Source organism: Aestuariirhabdus litorea, assembly GCF_003864255.1.
GTDB lineage: Bacteria > Pseudomonadota > Gammaproteobacteria > Pseudomonadales > Aestuariirhabdaceae > Aestuariirhabdus > Aestuariirhabdus litorea.
Genome location: NZ_QWEZ01000006.1, coordinates 1 through 3263 on the forward strand (window position 1 = coordinate 1; position 3263 = coordinate 3263).

The following is a 3263-nucleotide window of genomic DNA, read 5'->3' on the forward strand; positions in this document are numbered from 1 at the left end:
ACCCCATGCCTCGTAGCACACGCGAGTCAGAGCAGCGGTCAGAGTAGTTTTACCGTGGTCAACGTGACCGATGGTGCCGACGTTAACGTGCGGCTTGTTACGCTCAAAAGTTGCCTTAGCCATGAAGACCTCTCCGTCAAACTGTAAAACCAGAAAACAAGGACAGAACCAGGTTCTGCCCTTCCAAAATAAGTGGAGCTCAAGAGCGGATTTGAACCGCCGACCTCACCCTTACCAAGGGTGTGCTCTACCAACTGAGCTACTTGAGCTTTATAACCTGCTGCTGGAGCGGGTAGCGGGAGTCGAACCCGCGTCATCAGCTTGGAAGGCTGAGGTAATAGCCGTTATACCATACCCGCCTATATCAACAGCTTATAAGACCTAATGGTGGTGGGGGCTGGATTCGAACCAGCGAAGCTTTCGCGTCAGATTTACAGTCTGATCCCTTTGGCCACTCGGGAACCCCACCCAAAAGGAGGCGATATTCTGCTTACACTCACCTGCCTTGTCAACCGGTTTGTCGGTATTTTTATGCTTTTTAAAACATAAAGTTATGACAGGTAAATGGTGCCGGCACCAAGAGTCGAACTCGGGACCTACTGATTACAAGTCAGTTGCTCTACCAGCTGAGCTATACCGGCAAGGGTGCTCTCAATCGCGGGCGCAATTCTAAGTGAACTACTGTGCCGATGCAACGGCTTTGCAGAGATTCTGTTCCTTTTCGATAAACTGATAATCGAGGGCTATTTTTTCCCATACGCCATCACCCACCCTGCGCGCCTCCGCATCAGGGACCGTCACCCAAAACTCATCCCGATAGCGTTCAATCAGTTTCATCTCCGCCTTGTAGCCCGCTGACTGCATACGTTTCAACACACTCTCAGCGGATGTGCGCTGGGTAAACAAACCCAGGGATATTCCATTTTTCATTTCACCCTGAGTCACAACAAAACTATCGATCTTTTGCCGCTGCAACTCTTTCAGCTGACGTAACGCTTCTTCCCGCGAAACCAACGGGCGCATGAACACCCAAAAATCGGGCTCGCCCGCCACCTTCACCACCTCCACCTCACCTTTCACACTCAACGCCATCAATCGCTGGTGCAGGGTTTCCGCCGTTTCAGCGGCCTGGAAGGGGCCCAGGTAAACACACATCTCGCCGGCCCCGGCAACAGTTGACGCTGCTGTCTCTGCAACGGCCTGACGAGGCTTGGCCCTCAGCCCCTGCTCTTCAGAAAGCAGCAGCAGCCTCTCACCCTGACCGGCAGAGTTCGTCACCACCTCAGGCCGATAATCGACCACTCGCGACTCCAGGTACCACTGATAACTAAAAAAGACACCATTGGCCAACAAGAGTATCAACAGAATCCAGCGCATAGCCTTTCCCTATCCGGGCATCGCAACTGCGATACCATCCAACACCAAATGCGGATACAGCCGATCCTCAACCCCCATCAGCTGAGCCAACACGTTGCCATCGCCACCGGTAATTAGCAACCGGCGCCCCTCAACTTCGTGCACCAGCTCTAGCACCAACGATTTCAGCATTCGAAGGACACCGTGATTCACCGCCTCAAGCGTTGAACGGCCCGGCGCCAAAGCCGCCAGGGTATCCTCAGTGACCTTAACCCTGTCGGTATTATCAAATAGCACTCGGCGCATCATACTAAAGCCCGGCACGATGTACCCCCCCACGTGCACACCATCCCGGGTCAGGATATCCAGCGTAGCCGCACTCCCGCAGTCGACCACCACCAAATTATCTTCGGGAAACCTGTTTCTGGCCGCCAGAATCGCCAGCCAACGGTCCACCCCCAAAAGACTCACATCCTCATAGGCAAGCTCGATACCGGCAAAATGATCAATAACGCTAACCTGCTCAAGCGAGCCGGCCCAGACAGCGTTAACTGCTTGCACCAGGCGATCAAGCTTGTCATCACGGACCACCGCCCCCAAACAGACACGGGCTGGCGCGTAGTGGGTGAGGAGCGCCTGCAGCTCCTGCAGGTCACCGTAGGTTGATGCACCCTGTAGAGCGTCGCTGCCCCTGATACGCCACTTGACTCGGGTATTACCGGCATCCAAATCAAGTATCATTTTCAGCCCCGCGTAAACTTACCTCACCCCCACGGTAACTGATCATCCCTTCAGCTGTACTCAACTGCAAGGCTCCGTGATGATCCACCCCCCTACAGGTGCCAACAAGCCACTGGTTAGCAGCTGTCTGCACCCGCACCTCCTTTCCGCGAAAAGCATCGTAAGCGGCCCACTCATCAGCAAAGGCGGGAAATCCATCCCGTTCAAAACGAACCAATGTCTGCACCAGCTCCTCGATCAGTGCAGAAGCCAGGCGATTCTTGCTGACAAAGGTACCGACAGCCTCAGTGAGGTCGGCGCAGGGCTGATCCACTACAGAGCGCTGCCGTGCAGTGAGCCGCAGGTTAATACCAATACCAATAATGACGCGACACTCACCGGCAGGGTCACCACTAATCTCCAGCAACACACCCGCTATTTTGCGCCCTTCCCACAACAGGTCGTTAGGCCATTTGAGCTGTAACCGTGTCGACGCTTGACGTCCAATCGCATGCACTACCGCCAGCCCGACTGCAAGACTAAGTCCTTCCAGGGCCGCTGCACCTTCGCGAAAATCCCAGGCAGCAGAAAGGTAGAGGTTGGCACCAAACGGGCTTTGCCACACACGCCCTCGCCGCCCCCTGCCCGCGGTTTGATGCTCGGCCAAACAAAAGTTACCGCGACCCAACTCCGTTCTGGATAGCAGGCGTTGATTGGTGGAGTCGGTTGATGCGTAAACATCAAGATCAATCGGCAAGGGCATGGGCTTCAGGGAGCTAAGAATTTGTGCAGAATCCAACAGCTCCGTGCCCGGGGCAAGGCGGTATCCTCGCCCTTTGACGGAGTCCAGCTCGAGCCCCTGCTCCTGAAGCCGCTTCAGCTGCTTCCAGACCGCCGCGCGCGTGACCCCCAACCGCTCACCAATCACATCCCCGGAGTGGAACTCCCCGTCTCTCAAAATATCCAGTAAAGCATCCACGTGCCGATCTCCCGCTCTATCTGGCAGATTGTAACAGCTGAACCAATAAGGGCTAAGCCTCACCCCAAAGTTCACGCCTTATTAAAAGGCATAAAAAAACCCCGACCTGTGCAGATCGGGGTTTTGTGTAAAAGCTTGACGATGACCTACTCTCACATGGGGAAACCCCACACTACCATCGGCGCTAAGAGGTTTCACTTCTGAGTTC

At 54.9% G+C, this 3263-nt stretch carries 4 protein-coding genes, 4 tRNA genes and 1 rRNA gene; all 9 read right to left on the minus strand.

The genetic code is table 11. From position 1 onward, the window contains the following. Positions 1-123, minus strand: a 123-nt coding sequence (locus D0544_RS17015; RefSeq protein ID WP_243647371.1) for a GTP-binding protein, incomplete at its 3' end; no start/stop codon positions are given. A 70-nt stretch (positions 124-193) separates the two neighbouring features. Beyond that, positions 194-269, minus strand: a tRNA-Thr gene (locus D0544_RS17020). A 15-nt stretch (positions 270-284) separates the two neighbouring features. After that, a tRNA-Gly gene (locus D0544_RS17025) sits at positions 285-359 on the minus strand. 26 nt (positions 360-385) lie between these two features. After that, a tRNA-Tyr gene (locus tag D0544_RS17030) sits at positions 386-469 on the minus strand. 96 nt (positions 470-565) lie between these two features. After that, positions 566-641: transfer RNA gene (locus D0544_RS17035), tRNA-Thr, on the minus strand. A 37-nt stretch (positions 642-678) separates the two neighbouring features. After that, the gene (locus D0544_RS17040) at positions 679-1377 is read right to left on the minus strand and encodes an SPOR domain-containing protein (protein ID WP_125018484.1); all 699 of its coding nucleotides are present in this window, start codon (positions 1375-1377) and stop codon (positions 679-681) included. A gap of 9 nt (positions 1378-1386) precedes the next feature. Beyond that, positions 1387-2097, minus strand: a complete 711-nt coding sequence (locus D0544_RS17045; RefSeq protein WP_125018486.1) for a type III pantothenate kinase — start codon at positions 2095-2097, stop codon at positions 1387-1389. Then, a complete protein-coding gene (gene birA, locus D0544_RS17050; protein WP_207905947.1) occupies positions 2087-3055 on the minus strand; it encodes a bifunctional biotin--[acetyl-CoA-carboxylase] ligase/biotin operon repressor BirA in 969 nt (322 codons plus the stop codon). Before birA ends, D0544_RS17045 begins: the two co-directional genes overlap by 11 nt. Positions 3056-3188: 133 nt before the next feature. Then, positions 3189-3263 (minus strand): 5S ribosomal RNA (rrf, locus tag D0544_RS17495); the annotation flags it as partial.

Bases quoted from the DNA above. Each gene is read 5' to 3' on its own strand.
- D0544_RS17040 (WP_125018484.1), bottom strand. From the start codon at position 1,377: ATGCGCTGGATTCTGTTGATACTCTTGTTGGCCAATGGTGTCTTTTTT.
- D0544_RS17045 (WP_125018486.1), bottom strand. From the start codon at position 2,097: ATGATACTTGATTTGGATGCCGGTAATACCCGAGTCAAGTGGCGTATC.